The 18005-nt window shown below is 71.4% G+C and carries 20 protein-coding genes and 3 pseudogenes; 4 read left to right on the top strand and 19 right to left on the bottom strand.

All coding sequences use genetic code 11. The annotated features are described in order from the left end of the window. Positions 1-10: 10 nt before the first annotated feature. The 4 genes from ACZ4TR_RS32180 to ACZ4TR_RS32165 form a co-directional block, all read right to left on the bottom strand. The gene (locus ACZ4TR_RS32180) at positions 11-1366 is read right to left on the bottom strand and encodes an RICIN domain-containing protein (RefSeq protein WP_465291262.1); all 1356 of its coding nucleotides are present in this window, start codon (positions 1364-1366) and stop codon (positions 11-13) included. A 345-nt stretch (positions 1367-1711) separates the two neighbouring features. Further along, a complete protein-coding gene (locus ACZ4TR_RS32175; RefSeq protein WP_465291260.1) occupies positions 1712-2173 on the bottom strand; it encodes a nitroreductase/quinone reductase family protein in 462 nt (153 codons plus the stop codon). 41 nt (positions 2174-2214) lie between these two features. Then, positions 2215-3216 (bottom strand): zinc-binding dehydrogenase, encoded by a 1002-nt coding sequence (locus tag ACZ4TR_RS32170; protein ID WP_465291258.1) that lies wholly within the window; start codon positions 3214-3216, stop codon positions 2215-2217. A 4-nt stretch (positions 3217-3220) separates the two neighbouring features. Continuing rightward, a complete protein-coding gene (locus tag ACZ4TR_RS32165; RefSeq protein ID WP_465291256.1) occupies positions 3221-3796 on the bottom strand; it encodes an NADPH-dependent F420 reductase in 576 nt (191 codons plus the stop codon). A 101-nt stretch (positions 3797-3897) separates the two neighbouring features. On the opposite strand from ACZ4TR_RS32165, the gene ACZ4TR_RS32160 reads away from it, so the two are divergent. Then, positions 3898-4554, top strand: coding sequence for a TetR/AcrR family transcriptional regulator (locus ACZ4TR_RS32160; protein WP_465291254.1), 657 nt, complete (start codon positions 3898-3900; stop codon positions 4552-4554). 238 nt (positions 4555-4792) lie between these two features. On the opposite strand, the gene ACZ4TR_RS32155 is transcribed toward ACZ4TR_RS32160, so the two are convergent. Then, positions 4793-5257, bottom strand: a complete 465-nt coding sequence (locus ACZ4TR_RS32155; protein ID WP_465291252.1) for a MarR family winged helix-turn-helix transcriptional regulator — start codon at positions 5255-5257, stop codon at positions 4793-4795. Positions 5258-5318: 61 nt separating this feature from the next. Here ACZ4TR_RS32155 and ACZ4TR_RS32150 point away from each other — a divergent pair, with 61 nt between their 5' ends. Then, positions 5319-5687, top strand: coding sequence for a VOC family protein (locus ACZ4TR_RS32150; RefSeq protein ID WP_465291250.1), 369 nt, complete (start codon positions 5319-5321; stop codon positions 5685-5687). Positions 5688-5721: 34 nt separating this feature from the next. Beyond that, positions 5722-6474, top strand: a complete 753-nt coding sequence (locus tag ACZ4TR_RS32145) for an SDR family NAD(P)-dependent oxidoreductase (RefSeq protein WP_465291248.1) — start codon at positions 5722-5724, stop codon at positions 6472-6474. 367 nt (positions 6475-6841) lie between these two features. Here ACZ4TR_RS32145 and ACZ4TR_RS32140 read toward each other — a convergent pair whose 3' ends face one another. The 6 genes and pseudogenes from ACZ4TR_RS32140 to ACZ4TR_RS32115 all read right to left on the bottom strand — a co-directional run bounded on the left by ACZ4TR_RS32140 (position 6842) and on the right by ACZ4TR_RS32115 (position 10424). Further along, positions 6842-6943, bottom strand: coding sequence for an ANTAR domain-containing protein (locus tag ACZ4TR_RS32140; RefSeq protein WP_465291471.1), 102 nt, complete (start codon positions 6941-6943; stop codon positions 6842-6844). 130 nt (positions 6944-7073) lie between these two features. Then, positions 7074-7529: pseudogene (locus ACZ4TR_RS32135) on the bottom strand (GAF domain-containing protein); the annotation flags it as partial. A gap of 154 nt (positions 7530-7683) precedes the next feature. Next, complete coding sequence (locus ACZ4TR_RS32130) at positions 7684-8625, bottom strand: phosphotransferase (RefSeq protein ID WP_465291246.1); 942 nt, start codon at positions 8623-8625, stop codon at positions 7684-7686. Positions 8626-8629: 4 nt separating this feature from the next. Then, positions 8630-8989, bottom strand: a pseudogene (locus ACZ4TR_RS32125) (cytochrome P450); the annotation flags it as partial. After that, a complete protein-coding gene (locus ACZ4TR_RS32120) occupies positions 8968-9462 on the bottom strand; it encodes a cytochrome P450 family protein (protein ID WP_465291244.1) in 495 nt (164 codons plus the stop codon). The gene ACZ4TR_RS32120 and the pseudogene ACZ4TR_RS32125, both read right to left, overlap by 22 nt. Then, positions 9459-10424, bottom strand: a complete 966-nt coding sequence (locus ACZ4TR_RS32115) for a ketopantoate reductase family protein (protein WP_465291242.1) — start codon at positions 10422-10424, stop codon at positions 9459-9461. Before ACZ4TR_RS32115 ends, ACZ4TR_RS32120 begins: the two co-directional genes overlap by 4 nt. Positions 10425-10516: 92 nt before the next feature. On the opposite strand from ACZ4TR_RS32115, the gene ACZ4TR_RS32110 reads away from it, so the two are divergent. After that, positions 10517-11101, top strand: a complete 585-nt coding sequence (locus ACZ4TR_RS32110) for a TetR/AcrR family transcriptional regulator (RefSeq protein WP_465291240.1) — start codon at positions 10517-10519, stop codon at positions 11099-11101. Between the two features lie 72 nt (positions 11102-11173). Here ACZ4TR_RS32110 and ACZ4TR_RS32105 read toward each other — a convergent pair. The 8 genes and pseudogenes from ACZ4TR_RS32105 to ACZ4TR_RS32070 form a co-directional block, all read right to left on the bottom strand. Then, positions 11174-11710: pseudogene (locus tag ACZ4TR_RS32105) on the bottom strand (PQQ-dependent sugar dehydrogenase); the annotation flags it as partial. Between the two features lie 27 nt (positions 11711-11737). Then, the gene (locus ACZ4TR_RS32100) at positions 11738-12118 is read right to left on the bottom strand and encodes a transposase (RefSeq protein ID WP_465291238.1); all 381 of its coding nucleotides are present in this window, start codon (positions 12116-12118) and stop codon (positions 11738-11740) included. A 232-nt stretch (positions 12119-12350) separates the two neighbouring features. After that, positions 12351-14468: a xanthine dehydrogenase family protein molybdopterin-binding subunit gene (locus ACZ4TR_RS32095; RefSeq protein ID WP_465291237.1), complete on the bottom strand. Its 2118-nt coding sequence runs from the start codon at positions 14466-14468 to the stop codon at positions 12351-12353. After that, complete coding sequence (locus ACZ4TR_RS32090) at positions 14465-15460, bottom strand: FAD binding domain-containing protein (RefSeq protein ID WP_465291235.1); 996 nt, start codon at positions 15458-15460, stop codon at positions 14465-14467. The genes ACZ4TR_RS32095 and ACZ4TR_RS32090 overlap by 4 nt, the downstream gene beginning before the upstream one ends. Beyond that, positions 15457-15996, bottom strand: a complete 540-nt coding sequence (locus ACZ4TR_RS32085; RefSeq protein ID WP_465291233.1) for a (2Fe-2S)-binding protein — start codon at positions 15994-15996, stop codon at positions 15457-15459. Before ACZ4TR_RS32085 ends, ACZ4TR_RS32090 begins: the two co-directional genes overlap by 4 nt. 184 nt (positions 15997-16180) lie before the next feature. Continuing rightward, a complete protein-coding gene (locus tag ACZ4TR_RS32080; protein WP_465291231.1) occupies positions 16181-16456 on the bottom strand; it encodes a hypothetical protein in 276 nt (91 codons plus the stop codon). Further along, positions 16441-16914, bottom strand: coding sequence for an AraC family transcriptional regulator (locus ACZ4TR_RS32075; RefSeq protein WP_465291229.1), 474 nt, complete (start codon positions 16912-16914; stop codon positions 16441-16443). The genes ACZ4TR_RS32080 and ACZ4TR_RS32075 overlap by 16 nt, the downstream gene beginning before the upstream one ends. Positions 16915-16957: 43 nt before the next feature. Continuing rightward, positions 16958-17854 carry an SDR family oxidoreductase gene (locus ACZ4TR_RS32070; RefSeq protein ID WP_465291228.1) on the bottom strand — a complete coding sequence of 299 codons (897 nt, stop codon included), beginning with the start codon at positions 17852-17854 and terminating at the stop codon, positions 16958-16960. Positions 17855-18005 lie beyond the last annotated feature (151 nt).

Raw genomic sequence — 18005 nt, 5'->3', positions numbered from 1 at the left:
TCTCCGATCCTCAGGCGCGCTGGAGCTGGAACCGCTGGTTGGTGCCGCCGGAGGCGGCGTACTGCGAAATCCGGGCCCCGTCGGCGGTCGAGGCGCCCCAGACGTCCATGGCGAGGCCGCTGGCCCGGTTGAGCAGGCTCACCGCGCCGCCGCCCTGGTCGGTCACCCGCCACTGCTGGGTCGTCGCGCCGGTGTCCGGCTGCTGGGTGATGTCCGCACCGGAGGCCGTGCTCGCGACCTGCAGGACGAGTCCGCTGTGCCGGGCGCGGATCCGGTAGTACCCGTCGCTCGTCGCCAGGAAGTCGAACTGCTGGTTCGCCGCGGTGTGCGGAGCCCACTGGACCAGCGCGGCACCCGCGGCGGTGGACGCCCCGCTGACGTCCGCGGACTTGCCGCTGTGCGCGGCCACCAGGGAGTAGTTCACGCCGGCCTGCACCGGCGGGGCGGGGTTCGGGTCGGTGCCGCCGAACTGGCTGAAGAACTTCCAGATCTCGGTCTTCGTCCAGCTCCGCGCGCCGCTTTCGCACCCGGTGCAGCCGTCCACCGGGCCCTGCTGGTGGCCGCCGTCGAACGGGGCCCAGACCACCGGGTAGCCGGTCCGGCAGCCCGAATAGGCGGTGAGGTAGTGGGTTTTGCTGCCCGCCGCGGGTTCGGGGGCGTTCTGCGGGGTGCAGCCGTTGTTGCGGACGAAGGTGTCCCGCAAACCGCGTCCGGCGCCGATGTTGTCCGACACGCCGTGGATGCCCAGGTAGGCGATGGGCTGGGTGCCGCCGCTGCACCCGCTGATCGCGCCGGGGGCGGCGATCGCCGCGACCGCGCGGAAGACGTTCGCCCGGGCACACGCGAGTGCGTAGCTCATCGCGCCGCCGTAGCTGAAGCCCACGGAGAACAGCTGCGTCGTGTCGACGCAGAGGTCGTTCTCGATCAGCCGGACCAGGTCGTCGGTGAAGGTCACGTCCTCGCCGCCGGAATTGCCCCAGCCGTTGTCGAGGCCCTGGGGCGCCACGAAGATCGTGGAGTCGCCCGACTGCGACTGCATGCCGTAGTAGGCCCAGGCGTAGCCGTCGCTCCCGCCCGAGGCGACCTGCTCGGCGGTGCCGCCCAGCCAGTGGAAGCCGAAGGCCAGCCGGTGCGGTGTGCTGGTGTCGTAGGTGTCGGGGATCTTCAGGATGAAGCTGCGGCTCTTGCCGTTGCTCTGGATCGTGCGTTTGCCGCTGGTGAGCGTGGGACTCTTGCCGCACCCGGCGCTCGGCGTGGCCGCTTGGGCCGTCGTCGTGGCGGCAGCACTCGGCGGAGAGCCACCGACGGCCAGCACGAGTAGCGCGGCAGTCACCAAGAGCCGGAACGGAGAGCTGAGCCCGGGCATGCGAAATCCCTTCGGCGGAGATCCTCGACCCCTCGACATAGGAAGTCTGCTCAAGGGTATTCGGGTTGTAGCACAGATTTCGAATGGACGTCCAGCCGGAAATGAAAGTTTCACTTCTGTCGGCCGACTCGAAAAGGAACGAATGGATTCCACGAAAGCGATTCCCGGCGGGCGCCCGGGTCCGAACCCCGGAGTCCCGGCGAAGTCAGGTCCGCGTGGGCGGCTCGGAGATCTGGCGACACCAGTACGCCGTTCGAAAGCTCAGGCGGCAGCGACCGGCGCGGGCCGGCGACCGACTTTGCCAGCACCCTGGGTGCGCGCCCCGGGCGCCCGTGCCGGGTCCGGTCAGCTCTCGGTGGGTTCGAGCAGGATCAGCGGCACCTCGCGGTTGCCGGCCTCGATCGCCCGGGCGCGAAGGCCGGCGAAAAACGGGTAGAGCTCTTCGGTGTAGGCCAGCCAGTTCTCGCGCTCCGCACCTTCGGCCACCCGGGCGGTCATCAGCCGGCGGTCGGGACCGTCCTGCAGCTGCACCGTCGGGTTCGCCACGAGGTTGTGGAACCAGCTCGGGTTGCGAGCCTGGCCGCCGGCCGCCGCGCCGATGGCGTAGACGCCGTCACGCTCGATGCGCATCAGGGCGACCTTGCGCAGCTTGCCCGAACGGGCGCCGCGCATGGTCACCACCACCACGGGGCCACCCTCGATCGTCGCGCCTTCGCGGCCGTCGGTGCGCTCGTAGAGCTCGACCTGACCGCGGGTCGTCGCGTCGGCACTGGGGACGTACTCACCGTCGAGCAGATCCGTTGTCATGTCAGGGAATTCCTTTCGTCGAGTAAACGCGTTCACCGGCTTCAGCCGGCTACCCGGATCACGGTCTTCCCGATGGTCCGGCCGCTTTCGGCAAGGGTGTGCGCCGTCTTCATGGTCTCGGCGGTCAACCCCTCGAGCGTGGTGGTGACGATCGGGCGCAGCCGGCCCGCCGCGACGTCGTCCACCGCCCGGGCGAGGATCCGGCCCTGGCTGCCGGCGTCACCGCCGGCCACGATCTTGCTGAACACCATCTCGCTGTGCAGCGACAGCGACTTGCCCGCGAAGGCCCCCGGGTCGAAGGAGCCGGTGAGGTCGGTGGCGGCCAGGTGACCGAAGGGGCGCAGCACCTCGACGATCGCCCCCAGGTGGCTGCTGGTGCCCGAGGTCGAGAACACCAGGTCGACGTGGTCGATCCCCGCCGTGCGGAGCTGCCCGGCCAGGTCGCCGCGGTGGTCGACGACCAGGTCGGCACCCATCGCCGTCGCCCACTCCCGCGACTCGGGCCGCGAGGCCGTGCTGATCACGAAGGCCGGCGTCGCGGCCTTGAGCAGTTGCGTGGCCATCGACCCGACGCCGCCGGCTCCGCCGACGACGAGCACGCGGCCGACACCGGGCAGCAGCGCGTCCTGGTCGCGAAACAGCGATTCCCAGGCCGTGAGGACACCGATGGGCAGCGACGCGGCGTCGGTGAACGCGAGCCGGTCCGGGATCTTGGCCACCACCCGGTGGTCGACCGCGACGCGCTCGGCCCAGCTGCCGTCGCGGGTGAAGTCGCCGGTACCCAGCACCCGGTCCCCGACAGCGAACCCGGTGGCCGTGGGCCCGGCCGCGGCGACGACCCCGGCGAACTCCCAGCCGAGGACGACCCGTCCGCCGGGTTCGGCGCTGCGCGTCCGCCGGATCGCGGCTTCGCCCGGGTTGATGCCGATCGCCCGGACTTCGACCAGCAGGTCACCGTCGCGCAGCCGGGGTTCGGCGACTTCGGTCAGCTCGATGGCGAACGCGTCGAGCGAGTGTGCCTTCTCATAGGCCAAGGCTTTCATGGCTTCAGTCCTGCTTCAGGGCGTGCAGTGCCGAGAGCGGGCCGCCGACCTGCATCAGGCGGCCACCCTCGCGCAGCGTCCCGGCGTCGACCGGCGCGAATCCGAGGGCGTCGGCGACGGCGTGGAACTCCGCCTTGGCGGCCTTGTCGTCACCGGCGTAGAACAGCAGCTGCCGTCCTTCCGCGTGCCGGGGATCGGCGGCGATGTACGGGGCGTGGAGGGTGTTGAAGGCCTTGACCACGCGCGCGCCCGGCGCACGGTCGGCGACGAACTCGCTCGCCGTCCCGTCCTCGAGGTCGGCGAAGGTGTTGGTGGTGTCGACCAGGATGCGGCCGTTCCACTCGGGCAGCCCGGCCAGCGCGTCGCCGACCTGTGGCCACCTCACGGCGAGGAAGACCATGTCGGCGGCGGCCGCATCCGCGGGTGCGCCCGCGCTCGCGAGCGGCCCCAGCCGGGTCACGACGTCGAGCAGTGTGTCCGGGCCGCGGCTGTTGGCGAGCGTCACCTGGTGGCCGGCCGTCACGAGGTGGCCCGCGATCGCCTGCGCGACCGTCCCGGCGCCGATGGTTCCGAAGTTCATGACCGTCCCCTCAGTTTTCGATGACGTCCATCATCAAAATTTATGATTGCAGTCGTCATCATTAACTGTCAAGCCGGACTCCTCCGTGGACACTCGGTTTGATGATGAGTATCATCGGTGGCGAGCTCGCCAGGGAGGTGGTCGACGTGCCCCGCATCACGCAGGAGCAGAAGCGGCTCAACCACGAGAAGATCGTCCACGCGGCCGGCGCGGGATTCCGGCTGCGCGGCATCGACGGCATCGGCATCGAGGAGCTGATGAAGTCGGCCGGCATGACGCACGGCGGGTTTTACAACCACTTCGCCTCGAAGGACGACCTCGCTCTCGAAGTCCTCCACCAGGGCTTCACCGACTCGCTCGAGACGCTCGACGCCATCCGGGAAGCGCACCCCCGCTCGGCGCGCGCGGCCCTGCACGACATGATCGACGAGTACGTCAACGCCGAGCACCGGGACCACCCGGAGATCGGCTGCGCCTCGGCCGCCCTCGTCTCCGACGCCGGCCGCCACGGCGCCGCCGCCCAGGCCGAATACCGGCGCGGGCTCGACGGCTACTTCGCCACCATCACCGACATGCTGCTCGACCGCGCCCGTCAGTCCGGCACCGAACTCACGCCCGCCGAAGCCCGCGAGCGCGCGGTGGCACTGTTCAGCCAGATGGTCGGCGCACTGCTCCTCTCCCGGGCGATCGCCGACGCGGCCCCGGACCTGTCGGACGAGGTCCTGACGGTCAACCGGCGGCGACTCAAGAAGCTCTGACCCGCTTCAAGGCCCCAGTGTCCCGCCGTCGTGCCTAGCGCCCGCCGACGGCTACTACGACGACATCCTCGCCTTCGCCGGACTTCCGGCGAAGTCAACCCGCGCGCCCAGACTCCCGGCCGCGCCGATGCGGTGAATGACCCATTCACCTCGCCCGACGCAGTGAATGACTCATTCATGTCATCGCGCGACCCACCGCCCAGAACCCGCAGCCGTCAACGACTTTCGACGCGCGACACTAGCTTCCGCCCGGCCCGGCCTCGTCGCCCAGTGCGGCCGCGATGGACGCGAGGTCCGCGCACAGCCGACGCCGGGCGGCCGGCGCCAACGCCGCGAGCATCTTGTGCTCCACGACGCCGAGCACCTGACTCGCGGCCAGCAACCGTTCCCGGCCGGCGGAGGTCAGCTCCGTCGGCAGGGCTTTGCCGTGGCCGGACACGGGCGGCCGCGTCAGCAATCCCCGGTCTTCCAAGCCCTTCAGCACCAGGTTCATCGACTGGCGGGAGACGAAGACCGCACGGGCCAGCTCTGCTCCGGACAGTCCCGGCCGCTGTCGCAGCACCTCGAGGCACGCGTACTGCGGCACTGTCAGGTCCAGCGGCCGCAGCGCCTGATCCATCGCCGAGCGCAGCGCGGTGGACGCCTTCTTCAGCATGTACCCGACCGACTCGTCGACCGGCTGAAGAATCTGCTCTTGACTCATGTCAACATGCTGACACAAGATGTGCGTGTCAGCATGTTGACACACTCTCGGAGGAGATGGCATGACCGTCAGTGGCCCCGACTTCATCGGCCTGCAGGTTCGCGACCTCGGCCGCGCCGCGGACTTCTACGTATCCCAGCTCGGGCTGCAGCGGGCGCCGGGCGCTCCTGCGCACGCCGTCGTCTTCGCCACGACGCCCGCGTTCGCCGTCCGCGAGGCGCTACCCGGCGTCGACCTCGACGCCGTCACACCCCATCCCGGTGCCGGGGTCGTCCTGTGGCTGGGCGCCGACGACCCGCAAGCGCTGCACGACCGGCTGGCCGGCGGCGGCGTCCCGATCACGGTGGCGCCTTTCGACGGCCCGTTCGGGCGAACGTTCACCTTCACCGACCCCGACGGCTATGCCATCACCGTCCACGACCGAGCCTGAACTTTCCCGTGCACCACCGAAAGGACTTCTTCGAGTGACTACCGACCTGCCGGGTTCCACGGCTCTCGTCACCGGCGCCACCAGCGGGATCGGCCGGGCGGTGGCGGTCTCGCTCGCCGGACGTGGCGCCCATGTGATCGTCGGCGGGCGGAACACCGCCCGAGGCGACGCGGTCGTCTCCGCGATCCGCCGTGCGGGCGGCAAGGCCGACTTCCTCGCCACCGACCTCGGCGACGCCGGTTCGGTACGCGCCCTGGCCCGCCAAGCCGCCGACCTCGGCGGCGGACACGTCGACGTCCTCGTCAACAACGCCGCCGTCTATCCGGCCCCGGCACCGACGGCCGATGTCCACGACGACGACTTGCACTCCGTCTACGCGGTGAACGTCCGGGCACCGCTGCTCCTGGTGGCCGGACTGGCACCCGCCATGGCCGCCCGCGGCCACGGGACCATCGTCAACGTGCTGAGCATGGCCGCCCGTTTCGGGATGCCCGGCTTCGCCGTGTACGGCTCCAGCAAAGCCGCCTTGGCCCTGCTGACCAAAGCCTGGGCGGCCGAGTTCGGGCCGGACGGCGTGCGGGTCAACGCGGTCAGCCCGGGCCCCACCCGAACCGAGGGGACCCGGAGCTTCGGGCCGGGACTCGACCGCATGGCCGCCGCGGCACCGGCCGGACGGCCGGCGGCGGCCGAAGAGATCGCCGCTGCCATCACCTACCTCGCCGGCGGCGAGGCGAGTTTCGTGCAAGGCGCCATCCTCGACGTGGACGGTGGGCGCACCGCGACCTGAGCCGCGAAGTGTCCATACGGGTGGTGTCTTCGGCCGGCGGGGTGGAGCGTGAGCACGGCGTGCAGCCCGAGCAGCGTGAGCTTCCGGTGGGCCTGCGGTGAGGTGATGATCCGCACCGCGCCGCCCCGAGCCTCGCGGTGGCGGGCCAGGGTCACCAGCGGAACGACGGCTTCCAGCGGCAGGTAGGTCACGGCCGACAGGTCGATGACGACCTCGGCACCGGCGGGCGCGTCCCAGGCGGGCGCGAAGGTCTTCGTCGCGACGCGCGCATCGGGAAGCTCCGCCCCGGCCCGGACGGTGACCACCTCGGAGCCGGTGCGGCCGGGCGTCACGGGATCGCGCTCGCCCGGCGGTTCGGTCACCATGTTCATCCGTCCGGTTCCTGGGACTGCTCGACCAACCGCCCGAACGCGTCGTCGGCGGAGATGCGGTGCAGCGCCATGAGGATGCCTTCGGCCTGGTCTATCACCGCGCGGGAAGACAGGGCGGTGCGCAGTTGCTCGATGGTCTCCTGGGCGGCGGTGTAGCGGCGGGCGCAGCGCGGCTTCGGCGGCGGTGGTGCAGAGCTCCGGCAGCGCCACGTCCAGGGTGCCGAAGCCCTGGCCGGCGGTGCCGTAGAGGTTGAGCGAGCCCTGGTACTCACGGTCGATGAACAGCGGCGCCGACAGGTAGCCGGCCACGGTGTCCGTGCCGGCGGCCGCGGCGAACTGCGGCCACCGCGCCGCCGCGTCATTGCCGGCGTACCGCTGCAGGGTCCCGGTGCGGGCGGCTTCCGGGCACGGTCCTTGGCCGGTGTCGTACTGGGCCTGATCGATCCGGCGAGCCCCGTCGCCGGTGGCCGCGACGGTGTAGGGGGCGCCCTCGCGCAACAGCGTGATGCTGGCCAGGTCGGTGTCGGGCACCGCGGGCACGACCTGCCGGCACACGCGCTGCAGGATCACCGGCAGCCGCTCGTCCTCGTCCAGCGCCGCGGTCAGCTGCTCCAGCGCGCCGGTGACCTCGTCGACCCGGCGGGCCGCGTCCCGCTCGTCCACCAGTTCCCGTCCGTGGCTCATCGTTTCCCACCTCTCGCCGCTGTGAGGAATTCATGCCGGAACGGGATTCGGAGTCGATCGCGCTGTGGGTCGGGTGATTTCGCTCGCAGCGGACGCTGTGCGTGAGCGGCGGCCGGCTCCGCTCCGCCCCGGGTATGGCGGGACGCCGACGTCTTCAGCAGCACCGCGGCGACGCCGCCCGACGGAGCCGCTCGCGGGCCTCATCCTCCGTCAGTGAGGTGCTGGGCCGCCCGGCCGCGTGCTGGTACTTGGCGTCGTAGGCCCTGGTCCAGACGCCCGCCGCCCACGACCGCCGGAGCTCGCCGGCGCCGAACTCCCGGCCCCGCGCCCGGCAATACGCGTCGAGGAACCGCTCCGTGTCCTCGACGGTGGCCAGTTCGTCCACTTTGACGGTCGAATACAGCGCGGCGGCGAAGCCGGCCAAGACGGCTTCGCTCTCAGCGATCACGCTGTCCCAGTCATGCACCACCAGCAGCGCGTCCCCGCTCCAGCGCAGGTTGCCGGCAAGCCAGTCGCAGTGGCCGAGCACCGCCGGGGAGCCGTTGTCTCGCAGCCGGTCCCGGGCACGGCGCCCGGCATCGTCGATCCACGCCGGCCCGGCCACCTCGTCGAGGTCGGCATCAGGGTCTTCCTCCGGGCACGGCCACAACCCGTCCCCGGCGTGGTTCCAGGCCGCCCACGACGGCGCCGGATCGAGCGTGGACACCTCGGCCGGCCGAGGGGCCAGCCGGATCAGCCGCGCGAACGCCTCGGCGAAGGCCTCGGCCGCGTGCTCCGCACTCGGGAGCAGCGCACCGCCGGGGACGTAGGCCTCCGCGGTGGCGACGTCGCCACCGAAAGGCACGGCGCCGGTGAGCGGCCGGAGGCAGGGATAGCCGGCCTGGAACAGGCGGCGCTGGACTTCGACGCAGGCCGCGATCCGCGGCGAGTCCGGACGAACCTTGACCACGACCTCTCGGCCGTCGGCCAGCCGCAGCCCCATGACGGCAGACAGGAACCCGGAGCTGAACATCTCCTCCGCCGGTGGGCTGCCCAGCTGCTGCCCGCACCACCGGGCCAGGCGGACAGGATCGACGGCACGCGGGCGAGGCGACATCCACCGCGAGCGCCAACGTGGGGACGCGGCGGAACAGCGTGTCGAACACGATCTGCAGATCCATCCGGGCCAGGTTCTGGCCGAGGCACTGGTGCGGCCCGAACCCGAACGCGAGGTGGTGGCGCGCGCCGCGCTCGATGTCGAGCTCGTCCGGGTTCTCGAACGCCCGCGGGTCCCGGTCGGCCGAACAACCGAGCGCCAGCACGCCTTCGCCGGCGCGGATCAGCTGCCCGCCGACCTCGATGTCTTCGACGCACAGCCGGGCCGTCGCCACGTCGACGATCGTGAAGTACCGCAGCATTTCCTCGACCGCGTTCAGCGTGGTGTCCGGGTCGGCCTCGATCATCGCGAGCTGCTCCGGGTTGCGCGCATCTCGCAGATCACCAACGACGGAACCGGCAGCGACAGCGCCTCCACCAGGTCACCGGGCTTCGGGCCGGCCAGCAGCGCGTCGATCCGCCGGTCGACGATCTCCTGGATCCGTGGCCGCAGCGCCTCCAGCCGGCGCACCGTGAACTCGCCGAGCACGGCTTTGCGCGCCGGCCCGTGCTCGGGCGCGTCCATCGCGATCAGCATGCGCTCCTCGTCCGGCCGCCGGGACGCCGCCTCGCCCTCGACCAGCGCCGGGAAGTCCGGGTGCTGCCGGTCTGCGCTGAACCGCCGGTCGTTCACCACCGTTCGCACGTCTTCGTGGCGGCTGACCACCCAGCCCTGCCCGCCGTCGGGCAGGCGAACCCGCGAGACCGGCTCTCCTTCGCGGATCTCTTCGTACGCCGGCGGCGGCGCGAACGGGCACGTGCGGGCCATGGGGAACTCGTGCTTCTCGGCGGTGGTCATGACTTTTCCTTCCGCTCCGGGGCGAAATACGGCTCCGCCGCTTCCAGCCGCGGTACCGAGACGCCCAGCCGTCGTGCTTCGGCCAGGGTGTCCCGGCAGACCTCACGTGGTTCCTCGGCGTCGGGGTCGGAGTGCGCGGCGAGACTCACGCGCGCGAGCGCGACATGAGCGGTCAGCCAGGCGAGCGCGGGGGCCGTCAGCCAGGTGGGCGCCCGGAACGGCAGCACACCGCCCCGGTGCCGTCGCAGGTCGACGCCGCGCGCCCGGAGGAGCGGCAGCAGCTCCCGGCCGGCCAGCAGCCCCTCGCGCAGGTCGCCCCCGGCCCCCACCAGCTCGGACAGGGAACCCCGCTTCAAGCCCTGTGAGAACAGGCCGGCGTCCGACACGAAATGGACCCACAGCCAGCCGCGGAAGTCGGGCCGCTCCTTGAGCCGGAACCCGGCCTCTCGAAACGCCTGGCGCGCGGCCCGTTCCCGGTCGGCCGGGGGCCGGCCGAGGGTGCCGAAGACGACCGACGGCAGCAGCCCCGCACGGAGCACGCCGTCCGCGTCGAAACCGCCACCGGCCTGGGGAAAGCCCCAGGCGACCCGGTCGGCGGGGAGGTCGCCGATCGCGGCCCGCGGCTCGGTCCAGACGTTGCCGAAGACCAGCACGGTGGCCTGGCCGACCCGCAGGGCCAGGAAGGCCGTCGCCTCGGGGAGGCGGTGGTGCGGCACGCTGAGCACGATCAGGTCGAAGTCGTGGTCCGGCTCCAGCTTCTCGCGGTAGCGCACCGGCCACTTCTCGACGACGCGCTGCCCCCACACCCGGCGCCGCGTATCGAGCAGGTCGAGGTCCACCGCGTCGCCGTACGTCGCCGCGCGGCCCGGCCGGACGTAGAACTCGACCTCGTGTCCCGCGTGGTGCAGGGCCCAGCCGTAGACAGTGGCGATCACGCCTCGGCCGAACATCAGGATCTTCACAGTGCACCTCGTGGGGTACGATTGATATGGAGATCATCTCCACTTCTGGCAGAATATGGAGGTCATCTCCAGTTGTCAACGCGAGGGAGCGCATGACCGCCGACAAGCCGCTGCGGGCCGACGCCCAGCGCAAGCGTGACGCCCTGCTCGCCAAGGCCCGGGAGGTCTTCGACGCCGGTGGCTTCTTCGACCTGCGCTTCGATGACTTCGCCCGGCTGGCCGGGGTGGGCACGGGCACGCTGTACCGCCACTTCCCCACCCGGGAGGCGCTGGCCGAGGCGGTCTACCACGGGGAAGTCGCCGCGCTGTGCGACCGCGCCCGCCGGCTGCAGGCCACCCTGCCCGCGGCGGAGGCCTTGGCGACCTTCCTGCGCGACATGGTCGGCCACATAGCCGCCCATCAGGGCCTGGCCCGGACGCTGGCCACGCTGTGGGCCGACCGCTCGGGTGCTCTCGCCGAGGGCAGCCGGGCGCTGGAGCAAGCGGTCACCGACCTGGTGGCCGCCGCCGTACAGGAGGGCACCGTCCGCGACGACGTGGACGCCGGTGCCGTGATGATGGCGCTGCACGGCATCGGCGCGGCCCACGACCGCCCCGGGTGGCGGACCGAAGCCGACGGTGTCATCACCCTCGTACTGGACGGGTTACACACCAAGTCCGGCAAGAAGGGAACATAGCCGCAGCGAAGCGATCCGTTGCAACCGACCGCGTTTCACCGACGCCCCTGACGAGTCGGCTTCGCTGCCGGTCTAGGACTGTCCCCCACCCAGTGCGACGTGGAAGATCTTCTCGTTGCTGTTGTCGGGAGTGCTGTCCTTGTCGCCGGTGTTGGTGGTGGTCAGCCAGAGACCGCCGTCGGGGGCGGGCTCCACGGTGCGCAACCGTCCGTAGGTGCCGTTGAAGTACGCCTGGACTCCTGTCAGATCGCTGCCGCTGATCACTTCCCGGTACATCCGGGTCCCGCGTTCGCAGGCGACGTAGAGCACGTCGCGGACGATGGCGATGCCGGAGCAGGAGCCCTCCGAGGTGGGGTAGGTGTGCTTGGGGGCGATGAAGCCGGCGGTGCCGCACGTTCCGGAGGTGCCTTCACACGCCGGCCAGCCGTAGTTGCCGCCCTTGGTGATCAGGTTGGTCTCGTCCATGGTCCCGTCGCCGAACTCCTGTTCCCACAACCGTCCCTGGGAGTCGAACGCGAGTCCCTGCGGGTTGCGGTGGCCGTAGCTCCACACGTAGTTGCCGAAGGGGTTGTCCGAAGGCACGGTGCCGTCCGCGTCGAGGCGCAGGGTTCTCCGCCTCGATGAACGGGTAGACGTTCACCGGGTCTCCTTCGCGAAGAAAGCCGTCGCTCGTTTCAGGATCTCCACGTCCTCCCGCAACCGGGTGTTCTCTCGTCGCAGCGCGGCGAGTTCGGCCTTCTCGGTGCTGGTCAGCCCGTCGGTGCGGACACCGGCGTCGCGTTCGGCCTGGACGATCCATTTCCGCGCCACTGAGTCGGACAGCTCGAACTCACGCACCACTTCGGGCACTGTTCGTTCGCCGTGTTGCACCAGCTCGACGATCTGGGTTTTGAACTCGGGGGTGAAGGCCCGCCGGGTCGTTGCGGCGCTCGTGGTTTCTTCCTGGCCATGGGTTCCATGATGAGGGGGCATCCCTTCCCAGGGGCTGGCGCCCTGATCGGAGGTGTCCGCCAACACGGGTCAAGCCCAGTCCTGAATTAGTCATTCAGGTCTTGGGAGGTCCTGAATGACTCATTCAAGACGTCTGCCCCGGGACACCACGCCCTCGACCTGCGCCGGGGCAGCCAGGCCGCACGACTCGTGCGAACCCGGCCGGGAGACTGCGCCTGGCCCACTGCGTCGTGGACGAGAGCTGACCGCTGCGACGGGATGCCGAGCGGTTCCCCGTCTCGGCGCGGTTGTCCGCCCGCTATCGCAGCGAAGGCGAAGCGACGGCAGTGGTCTGCTCCAGCACGCGGTCGAGGCGGATCGGGAGGTTCCGCTGGCGGGTTCCGGTGGCGTGCCACACGGCGTTGGCGATCGCGGCCGCGGTGCCTGCCGTGCCGATTTCGCCGAGGCCGTTGAACCCGGACGGGTCCTGGGGCTCGTAGTCCGGCACGAAGCCGGCCTCGATGTCGGGCACGTCGGCGTGCGCGGCGATGTGGTAGCCGGCGAAGTCGCCGTTCGCCAGCCGGCCGGTGCGGGGGTCTCGCACGCTTTCCTCGTGCAGGGCCATGGACAGCCCCATGGTCATCCCGCCGACCACCTGGCTGCGCGCCAGCAGCGGGTTGATCACCCGGCCCACGGCGAACATGCCGAGCAGCCGGCGTACCCGTACCTCGCCGGTGGCCGGGTCGACGGTGACCTCCGCGAAGACGGCGCTGTAGGTCTGGCGTTCCGTGGCCGGCTGGAAATCGATCCTCGTGCTGGTGTCCACCGTCACGGTCATCGGCCGGACCGGGTCGTCCAGGTTCTCCCGCAGTTCATTCGCGGCCTCGGTGATCGCGAAGGACCAGGACGTGGTACCGCGTGAACCGCCCGCGCCCCACGCCATTCCGAAGTCGCTGTCGCCGATCCGGATGCGGATCCGCTCGGTGCCGGCTCCCAGCGCGTCGGCGGCGACCGCGGTCAGCGCGGTCCGGGCGCCCGTGCCGATGTCGCTCGCCCCGATCGACACCGTGAACGTCCCGTCCGGCTCCGCGGTGATCGAGGCCTTCGACGGGAACACCCCGGCGCTGAACGACGTGGTGGCCATGCCGCTGCCGACCAGCAGCGGGCCCTCGCGCCGGCGGCGGGGGCGCCGGTCGCGCGCCGCCCAGCCGAACCGGCGCGCGCCCTCGCCCATGCAGGAGACCAGGCGGCGGGTGCTGAAAGGCTTTCCCGAGACGGGCGTGACGGCGGGCTGGTTGCGCAGGCGCAGTTCGAGGGGGTCCATGTCGAGCCGCTCGGCGACCTCGTCGACCGCCGACTCCAGGGCGAACGAGCCGGGCGTCGCGCCGGGGCCGCGCATCGAGGCGGGCGGCAGGATGTCGAGGGGCACGGCGGTGAGCCGCGTGCGGATCGCCGGCGCCGAGTACAGGATCTTGGCCTGCTCGGTGCACGCCTCGATGTACTCCGAAAGCGGCGACAGGCCGTAGGCCGCCCGGTGGTGGATGGCCCGCAGGCGGCCGTCGGCGTCCGCGCCGATGGTCACCACCTGGTCTGTTCGAGGCCGCGACGAGGTCGTCTCGAAAGCCTGTGCCCGGGTCATGGCGATCCGCACCGGGCGGCCGAACCGCCGGCCGGCCATCGACGCGAGCACCACCTGCGGGCCGCAGGCGCCCTTGCCGCCGAAACCCCCGCCGACGTGCTCGGAACGAACGTGCACCCGCTCCCGGTCGATGGACCACAACGCGGCCAGGACCTCGGACACGCTGAACGCCCCCTGGTTGGAGTCCTCGGCGTACAGGTGGCCGGAGTCCCACCACGCGGTCGCGGCGTGCGGCTCCATGGCGCAGTGGCTTTCCTCGGGAGTGCGGTACCGCTCCTCGACCACCACGGCGGACGCCGCCAGTTCCGCGTCCAGGTCACCGATGTCCGCCTCCGGGCCGAAGGCGGTCGACGCCGGCCGCGCGGCCGGGTGGTCCAGGCGCAGGTCCAGATCGTGCGGTTCGACGTCGCAGGTCACCCGCAGCGCCGCTGCCGCCGCTCTGGCCTGCTCGGGCGTTTCCGCCACCACCAGCGCGAGGGGCCGGCCCGCGTACGGAATCGCCTCGTCCTGCAGGAGCCGGAGGCTGCCGTCCGGGCCGAAGTAGTTGCCGGCCTCGGGGTTGAGGCGGGGTGCGTTGCGGTGGTCGAGTACGCCCAGCACGCCCGGCATACCGAGCGCTGTCGAGGCGTCGATGTCGCGGATCCGGCCTCGGGAAACGGTGCCGGTCACCATCCAGCCGTGGGCCAGGTCCGGCATCGGCACGTCCGCGGCGTAGTGGACGGCGCCGGTGACCTTGAGCCGGCCCTCGGTCCGGGGGCGTGGCGCGCCGACGGCGCCGGAAGCGGGGTTCGCGCTCATCGGTTCTTGTCCGTTCCACTGAGGTCATCGAGCGTGGCCGCGATCAGGTTCCGCGCCAAGGTCACCTTGTACCCGTTGTCACGCAACGGATCGGCTTCGCTCAGCGCCTCCTCGGCGCAGGTCCGGAGCCGGTCGGCGGTGGGTCGGGCGCCGCGGAGCAGCGCCTCGGCGGAACTGGGCCGCCAGGGACGCGAAGCCACACCGCCCAGCGCGATGCGTACGTCGCGCACCACGCCATCGCGGATGTCGAGCGCGGCGGCGACGGACACGGTCGCGAAGGCGTACGACGCGCGCTCGCGGACCTTGCGGTAACGCGACCGGAGGCCCGCCGCGGACCCCGGCAGGACGACGGCGGTGATCAGCGCGCCGGGCGGTAACGCGGTTTCGCGGTCCGGCCGGTCACCGACCGGCAGGTAAAACCGTGACAACGGGATCTCTCCGGCGCCGTCGAGCGTCTCGTAGCGCACGACCGCGTCCAACGCGGCGAGCGCCACCGCCATGTCCGAGGGGTGGGTCGCCACGCAGTGCTCGGAGTGGCCGAGTACCGCGTGGTTGTGGTGCACTCCCCCGAGCGCGGCGCACCCACTGCCGGGCACTCGCTTGTTGCACGGCTGGGAAAGGTCGGCGAAGTAACCACAACGGGTCCGCTGCACCAGGTTGCCGCCCACCGTGGCCATGTTCCGCAGCTGGCCGGACGCGCCCGCCAGGACGGCCTGGGTCAGCGCCGGGAACCGGCGGCGCACCTCGGGATGCGCGGCCACGTCGCTGTTCGTCGTGGTCGCACCGATGACCAGCCCGCCGTCCGGTGTGTCGCGGACACCGTCGAGCGGCAGCTGCCGTACGTCCACCAGCCGGGTCGGCTCCTCGACTCCGCACTTCATCAGGTCGACGAGATTCGTGCCCCCACCCAGGTACCGGGCGCCGGCATCGCCGGCGACCGCGGTGAGCGCGTCCCGGACCTGTGCGGCGCGCTGGTAGGCGAACTCCCTCACGCCGCACCGCCCTCACGTGCCGCGGTCTCGAGCACCGCGCGCACGATCGGCGGGTACGCCCCGCAGCGGCACAGGTTGCCGCTCATCCGTTCGCGCACTTCGGTTTCGTCCAGTTCCGGCGCCTGGTCCGGTGCGTCGACGGCGGTGACGGCGCTGGGCCAGCCCGCGGCGTGTTCGGCGAGCATCCCGACCGCCGAGCAGAGCTGTCCGGGGGTGCAGAAACCGCACTGGAAGCCGTCCAGGCGCAGGAAAGCCTCCTGGATCGGCCGCAGCTCGCCCTCGGTGGCCAGTCCCTCGACGGTCGTGACCGAGGTGGTGTCGGCGGCGACCGCGAGGGTCAGGCAGGAGACCACCCGCCGGCCGTCGCACAGCACCGTGCAGGCGCCGCATTGCCCGTGGTCGCACCCTTTCTTGGGCCCGGTGAGGCCGAGGTCCTCCCGCAACGCGTCGAGCAGGGTCCTGCGGTTGTCCACGGACAGCCGGTGGGTCATCTCGTTGACTCGCAACGATATGTCGCTGCGGGTGTGGTCGGTCATCGCCGTCCTCTCAGGCTGACAACAGTGCGTGCGGTCGTGCACGCGCGTCGTCGCTTGCCGGACACCAGCCGGCCGCGAGCCGTCTTCCGGTGCCGCTGTCCGGGCAGGCTATAGCGAGTCCCCCGCGGCCGGACCCGTCAGCAGGGCAGGCGGGCAGGATCGGACAAGAAGTCGCGAGTTCTGGTCAACGGTCCCGAGAAGTGCCGGATGCTCCGGTTCGGACGTTCGCGCCCAGGCGGACGGCCTGGAAGTTGCGGTGGAACGCGGAGACGCTCATGCCCGCCTTCTGCGCCACCTCCTCGACGCGGAAGGGCAGCGCGTAGTTGTCGCGGATCCATTGGACGGCCCTGGCGATGTGGCTGAGACTGCTGTCGGGTAAGCCGAACTGACGCAGAACGGTGCTCTGCTCACCGGTCGGCAACCGCCAGATGATCTCCCGTTTGATCAGGGGCGCGAGCACGGGGATTCGCGGGGCTGATCGAGCAGCCGCAGGAGACGGACGACGGCGTCGAGCAGTTCGGCGGACGCGGTGCTGACGGCCAGACCGGCCGTCGCGCCGGGGGCGAGTTCCGGCAGCCGCCCGGCGTCCGCGGCCAGCAGCACCTCGGCGACGGCGGCCGGCCGCAGGTCCAGGCCGAAGCCGAGCGCGGGTTCCTCCGGGCCGGCTCGGAGGAACTGCGCGGTCACCGGCAGGTCGACCGAAGCGATGACGTACTCCCCCGGCGCGGCGCTCGTAGACGCGGTCGCCCAGCGCGAACCGGTTGACGCCCTGGGCGACGACGGCCAGCACCTTGCTGTAGGTGGTCGGCGTCGGCGGGTGGGCCGATCGGCGCGGAAGATGCGCACGGCATCGATGTCCGTGCTCGGCTCGGGCCGGGCATGCCGGGCCAGCAAGGCACGCAGTTCGTCGAGCGGCATGGTCATCATTGGAACACCGCACCGCGCGGCGCATGCGTGGCGTTCACCGCGCCTGCCCGGCGAACTCGGCCGCGTGATCCCGAGCGAAGTCCGCGAAGCTGGTCGGCGTCACCCCGAAGAGGTGGTGCGCGGCCAGCTCGACCCGGGCCTCCGGGGTGCGCCGGCGCTCCCGGAACTGCTCGTCGAACAGGTCCACCACGTGCGGCGGCAGGCCGGCGGCGGCGTAGCGGCGGCGCTGCTCCTCGAACGTCACGTCGACGTAGCGGAAAGTCCTGCCGGTCGCGGCGGAGATGCGCTCGACGATCTCGGTCATCGTCAGCGCTTCCGGGCCGGTGATGTCGTAGGCCCGGTTTTCGTGGCCGTCCGCGGTGAGCAGCCCGGCCGCGATCTCGGCGACGTCGGCAACGTCGACCGGAGACAGCCGCGTGTCGCCGATCGGCAGCACCAGCTCCCCCGCCGCGGCGTCCACCCCGGTGACCGTGCCGGGCAGGTAGTTCTGCATGAACTGGCTGGGCCGCAGGTGCGTCCACGCCAGCCCGGACCGCTCCAGGTACCGCTCGATCCGGCCGTGCCAGCGGGTGCCGCGGAACACGTCCTGGTCGAAGCCGACACCGGCTTCCCGGCCGGAAAACTTGACCACGTGCGGCACGCCCGCCGCCCGCGCGGCGTCGATGAAGCTGATCTGCGCGTCGACCATCTCCGCACGCGGCGACGAGATCAGCAACGCCCGCTTCACCCCCTCCAGGGCCGGAGCCAGCGCCGACCGGTCACGCAGATCGCCCTCGACCACCGTGACACCGGGCAGGCCGGCCAGCTCCGGCGCGCGTGCCGCGTCGCGCACCAGGGCCCGCACCGGCACACCCCGGCGGAGGAACGCCTTGATCACCGCGGATCCGGCTCTGCCGGCCGCGCCTGTCACCAAGATCATTTCGTCGGTCACCAGGACCACACCTTCTCTCTGCGAACTTCAGCCTGTGCACGTATGACGCACCCGAAGCCCCGAACTCACCGGTGCCGGGAAACCGGCCGAGCCGAGCGGATCACCGCTCCGGCTCGGCCCCGCGTCCCCGCAGGTCAGCACCACGATCGCC

It is taken from the genome of Amycolatopsis sp. NPDC028719 (assembly GCF_055565395.1).
The sequence above is the reverse complement of the archived record's forward strand: the minus strand, read 5'-3'. Positions and strand labels throughout refer to the sequence as shown.

Coding starts and splice junctions, on each gene's coding strand:
- ACZ4TR_RS32075 (WP_465291229.1), bottom strand. CDS start 16,914: ATGCCGCTCGACGAACTGCGTGCCTTGCTGGCCCGGCATGCCCGGCCC.
- ACZ4TR_RS32170 (WP_465291258.1), bottom strand. CDS start 3,216: ATGAAAGCCTTGGCCTATGAGAAGGCACACTCGCTCGACGCGTTCGCC.
- ACZ4TR_RS32165 (WP_465291256.1), bottom strand. CDS start 3,796: ATGAACTTCGGAACCATCGGCGCCGGGACGGTCGCGCAGGCGATCGCG.
- ACZ4TR_RS32150 (WP_465291250.1), top strand. CDS start 5,319: ATGACCGTCAGTGGCCCCGACTTCATCGGCCTGCAGGTTCGCGACCTC.
- ACZ4TR_RS32160 (WP_465291254.1), top strand. CDS start 3,898: ATGATGAGTATCATCGGTGGCGAGCTCGCCAGGGAGGTGGTCGACGTG.
- ACZ4TR_RS32155 (WP_465291252.1), bottom strand. CDS start 5,257: ATGAGTCAAGAGCAGATTCTTCAGCCGGTCGACGAGTCGGTCGGGTAC.
- ACZ4TR_RS32175 (WP_465291260.1), bottom strand. CDS start 2,173: ATGACAACGGATCTGCTCGACGGTGAGTACGTCCCCAGTGCCGACGCG.
- ACZ4TR_RS32110 (WP_465291240.1), top strand. CDS start 10,517: ATGACCGCCGACAAGCCGCTGCGGGCCGACGCCCAGCGCAAGCGTGAC.
- ACZ4TR_RS32085 (WP_465291233.1), bottom strand. CDS start 15,996: ATGACCGACCACACCCGCAGCGACATATCGTTGCGAGTCAACGAGATG.
- ACZ4TR_RS32130 (WP_465291246.1), bottom strand. CDS start 8,625: ATGTCGCCTCGCCCGCGTGCCGTCGATCCTGTCCGCCTGGCCCGGTGG.
- ACZ4TR_RS32180 (WP_465291262.1), bottom strand. CDS start 1,366: ATGCCCGGGCTCAGCTCTCCGTTCCGGCTCTTGGTGACTGCCGCGCTA.
- ACZ4TR_RS32095 (WP_465291237.1), bottom strand. CDS start 14,468: ATGAGCGCGAACCCCGCTTCCGGCGCCGTCGGCGCGCCACGCCCCCGG.
- ACZ4TR_RS32120 (WP_465291244.1), bottom strand. CDS start 9,462: ATGACCACCGCCGAGAAGCACGAGTTCCCCATGGCCCGCACGTGCCCG.